The sequence below is a fragment of the Variovorax sp. P1_H12_2 genome, assembly GCF_056405335.1.
Genome location: NZ_JBFUCI010000517.1, coordinates 1 through 3916, shown reverse-complemented (window position 1 = coordinate 3916; position 3916 = coordinate 1). Strand labels below are relative to the sequence as shown.

3 protein-coding genes and 1 pseudogene are annotated in these 3916 nt (G+C 69.4%); 3 read left to right on the top strand and 1 reads right to left on the bottom strand.

What is annotated here, in order from left to right; translation table 11 throughout:
- From AC1D2K_RS31450 to lnt, 3 genes and pseudogenes are all read left to right on the top strand, one after another.
- Positions 1-292: pseudogene (locus AC1D2K_RS31450) on the top strand (GNAT family N-acetyltransferase); the annotation flags it as partial.
- Between the two features lie 311 nt (positions 293-603).
- On the top strand, positions 604-1482 hold the full coding sequence (locus AC1D2K_RS31445) for an HlyC/CorC family transporter (protein ID WP_478093947.1): 879 nt from the start codon (positions 604-606) through the stop codon (positions 1480-1482).
- The gene (lnt, locus tag AC1D2K_RS31440; protein WP_478093945.1) at positions 1479-3089 is read left to right on the top strand and encodes an apolipoprotein N-acyltransferase; all 1611 of its coding nucleotides are present in this window, start codon (positions 1479-1481) and stop codon (positions 3087-3089) included. Before AC1D2K_RS31445 ends, lnt begins: the two co-directional genes overlap by 4 nt.
- Here the strand turns inward: lnt and AC1D2K_RS31435 are convergent.
- A partial coding sequence (locus tag AC1D2K_RS31435; RefSeq protein ID WP_478093943.1) for a diaminopropionate ammonia-lyase occupies positions 3090-3916 on the bottom strand: 827 nt, incomplete at its 5' end.

The window sequence follows — 3916 nt, the reverse complement described above, 5'->3', positions numbered from 1 at the left end:
CAACGAGGGCGTGGGCATGTTGTTCATCCATGCGCTGAGCGAAAACGCCGCCATGCTGAAGATTGCGCGCAATGCCGGCGCCACCGTGGTGCGCAGTGGCTCCGAGTCCGAAGCCCATCTCGAACTGCCCGCTGCGACCTTCGACAGCCGCATGAGCGAGATCGCACTGCAGCACTTCGCGCAGGTGGACTACCAGCTCAAGACGCGCGCCAAGCAGTTCTGGTCCTTCCTGGGCGAACTGCAGGAAATCCGCAGCGGCGTGCGCGCCGCGCGAGACAAATCCGCCGCCTGAAAAGAAACACCCCCCGAAGCGCCTGCGGCGCTTCCCCCCTCAAGGGGGGCGATACCGGCGGCCCGGCGAAGCCGGTTCCGCGGTATCTCTGGCATTTGGCTGCGCCGGTTTCATGGATCGCGATCGCGTAGTGGACCACTGGCCGCCGCCCTGAAGTCCGGCCGCGCAGCGCGCCGGTCATCGTGGGCCGCCACGGATCCGGCTTTGCCGGGCCGTCGGGGGCGCCCCCTTGAGGGGGAGGCTTGCTACACGCAGTGAGCAAGCTTCGGGGGTGGGTTATCCTCTCGGTTCCCCAACTCCGCCCTCCCGCAGTGGCCGACCCTCACCCTGATCGCGCGCCCGTCGAACGCGAAGACAAGCGCAGCTTTCTCCAGAAGCTCGCCGAATTCATCCATCCCGGGCCCGATTCCCGCGACGAACTGATCGAGACCCTCGCCGACGCCGAGGACAACGACGTGATCGGCGCCGAGTCGCGCGTCATGCTCGAAGGCGTGCTGCGCATGGCCGACATGACCGCCGGCGACGTGATGGTGGCGGCGCCGCGGATGGACCTGGTCAACATCGACGCGCCGTACGACGCCTTGCTGCACCTGGTGATCGACACCGCCCACTCGCGCTTTCCGGTCTTTGAGGGCGAGAAGGAAAACATCATCGGCATCCTGCTCGCGAAGGACCTGCTCAAGCTGCAGCGCGCGCCGGGACTGAACATCCGTGCGCTGCTGCGCCCGCCGACCTTCGTTCCCGAGAGCAAGGGGCTGAACGACTTGCTGCGCGAGTTCCGCGGCAACCGCAACCACCTGGCGATCGTGATCGACGAGTTCGGCCGCGTGGCGGGCCTGATCACCATCGAGGATGTGCTGGAGCAGATCGTCGGCGAGATCGAGGACGAGTTCGACATCGCCGAGGACGAGGGCGATATCTTCGGCCTCGCGGATCATACCTATCGGGTCTCGGGCGACACACCGATCGAGCGCGTGGCCGAGGCCTTCGGCATCCGCTTCGACGACAAGGCGCTGAGCGAGGCGTTCGACACCATCGGCGGCCTGATCGCGCACGAGATGGGCCATGTGCCCAAGCGCGGCGAACACTACGCCATCGGCGCCTTCGATTTCGTCGTGCTGCACACCAAGGGTGGTGCGGTGCGCTGGTTCAAGGTCTCGCCGGCGCGCGGCGACGACGCGGCCGATTGAAAACCTCGGTTCGCGCGCTGGGCTTCGGGTTCGCGGGGCTGGCCCAGGCGGTCTCGATCGCCGCGCCCTGGGACGGCCAGCCGCTGTGGTGGCTTCAATTGCTGTCGCTGGCCGCACTGGTCTGGCAGCTCGACGCGCTGCGTCCCGCCGAACGTGCCGCTGTCGACGGCCCGCGGCCATGGCGAGCCGCGGCGTTCCTGGGCTGGGTGTTCGCTACTGCATGGCTTTGCGGCACCTTCTGGTGGCTCTTCATCTCGATGCACACCTATGGCGGCCTGGCGGCACCGCTGGCCGCGGTGGCGGTGTTCGCGCTGGCCGCGGCGCTCTCGCTCTACTATGCGCTCGGCTGCGCTCTGTACGTGGCCTTCGCGCCGGCGAGCCCCTTGCGCTCGGCCGCTTTCTTCGCCGCGCTGTGGACGCTGGCCGAACTCTTGCGCGGCAGCTGGTTCACGGGCTTCCCGTGGGGCGCGGGCGGTTATGCGCATGTCGACGGGCCGCTGGCGGTCTATGCGCCGTGGGTGGGCGTCTACGGCATCGGGGCGATCGCCGCCGGTATCGCGACCCTGGTGCCGCTGGCCTTCCGCCATGCGCGCGGGCGCGCCTTCGCGCTGCCCGTGGGGCTGGCGCTGGTGCTGTTCTGCGTGCCGGCGCTGATCGACCTGGCACGCGGCACGCCCGCGGACGACGCTGCGCGATCGCGCGGTCGCATCGGCATCGAACTGCTGCAGGGGAACATCCCGCAGGACGAGAAGTTCGTCCCGGGCGGCGGCATCGCGACTGCGCTGCAGTGGTACGGCGAGCAGCTGCGCGACGCGAGCGCATCACTGGTCATCACGCCCGAGACGGCGCTGCCCCTGCTGCCCTCGCAACTGCCGCCGGGCTATCTGGATGCGATCGCGGCGCGCTACGCGAGCGGCAGCCAGGCGGCAATCGTCGGCCTGCCGGTCGGCGACGGCCGTTCCTACAGCAATGCGGTGATCGGCTTCCGGCCCGGCGAGGGCACGCCCTATCGCTACGAGAAACACCACCTGGTTCCCTTCGGCGAATTCATCCCGGGGCTGTTCCGCTGGTTCACCGACCTGATGAACATCCCGCTCGGCGACTTCGCGAGCGGCGGGCTGGCGCAGGCGCCCTTTGCCTGGCAGGGCCAGCGCATCGCGCCGAACATCTGCTACGAGGATCTGTTCGGCGACGAGATCGGTGCCAACTTCCGCAGCGTGGACGATGCGCCCACGGTGCTGCTCAATGTCAGCAACATCGCCTGGTTCGGCGACTCGATCGCGATCGACCAGCACCTCGCGATCTCGCGCATGCGCGCGCTGGAGTTCCAGCGGCCGATGGTGCGCGCCACCAATACCGGGGCGACCGTGGTCATCGACCATCGCGGCCGGGTGACGCACGAACTGCCGCGGCTCACGCGCGGCGTGCTGAAGGCGGAGGTGGAAGGCCGGGGCGGGCGCACGCCCTACGCGGTCTGGGTGTCGCGCTTCGGGCTCTGGCCGCTGTGGGGCCTGGCGCTGGCGGTGGTCGTGGCGACGCTGGCACTGCGACGCCGCGGAGGCCAGCCCGCCGCCGCGCCAAGTGGGGAGCGAGGGCGCCTTGGCTAGCTAGGTCCTGGCCAGCCGGCCGGCCTCGCGGTGCTGCTCGCCGGCTGCCCAGACCTGCTGTGGCGCCCTGCCGACCAATTGCTGGTAGACGCTCGGCGCGGTGGCGCCTTCGGTGGACAGCAGCAGCACGCTCGCGTCGATGCCCAGTCCGGTCTGGCGGCGCAGCTCGATATCGCGCACCAGGTGCGTCAGGCCGGCAAGGCCGGCCACGCCCGACTCGCCGCTGACCAGCGGCATGTCGGCTTCATTGCCGGCCGCGAGGGTGCGCATGGCTTCGATCGCCTCGTCGTCCTCGATGGTCAGGAAGAAGTCCATCGACGGTTGCAGGAAGCGCCACGCCAGCGGCGAGGTCTCGCCGCAGGCGAGGCCGGCCATCACCGAGTCCACCGAACCCGTGGCGTTGGCGGCCTGGCCGCGGATCGCGCTTTGATAGAGGCAGTCGGCCTGCTGCGGCTCGACCACGATGAAGGTCGGCCGGCGCGCGCCGTACCGCTCCCACAGGTAGCTGGCGACCCCCGCGGCCATGCCGCCCACGCCGCCCTGCAGGAACACGTGGGTGTAGGGGCAGCCGTCGCTAGCTTCGGCGCCGCGCTGCTCGAGAATCTCTGCGGGGATGGTGCCGTAGCCCTGCATCACGTCGCGCGGAATCTCCTCGTAGCCGTCGTAGGAGGTGTCGGAAACGACGAACCAGCCGTTCTCGGCAGCCAGGCGCGCCGCTTCCTCGACCGAGGCGTCGTAGTTGCCGGCGATGCGCACGATGGTGGCGCCGTGCGAGGCGATCGAGCGCTCGCGCTCGACGCTGACGTTCTTGTGCAGCACGATCACGC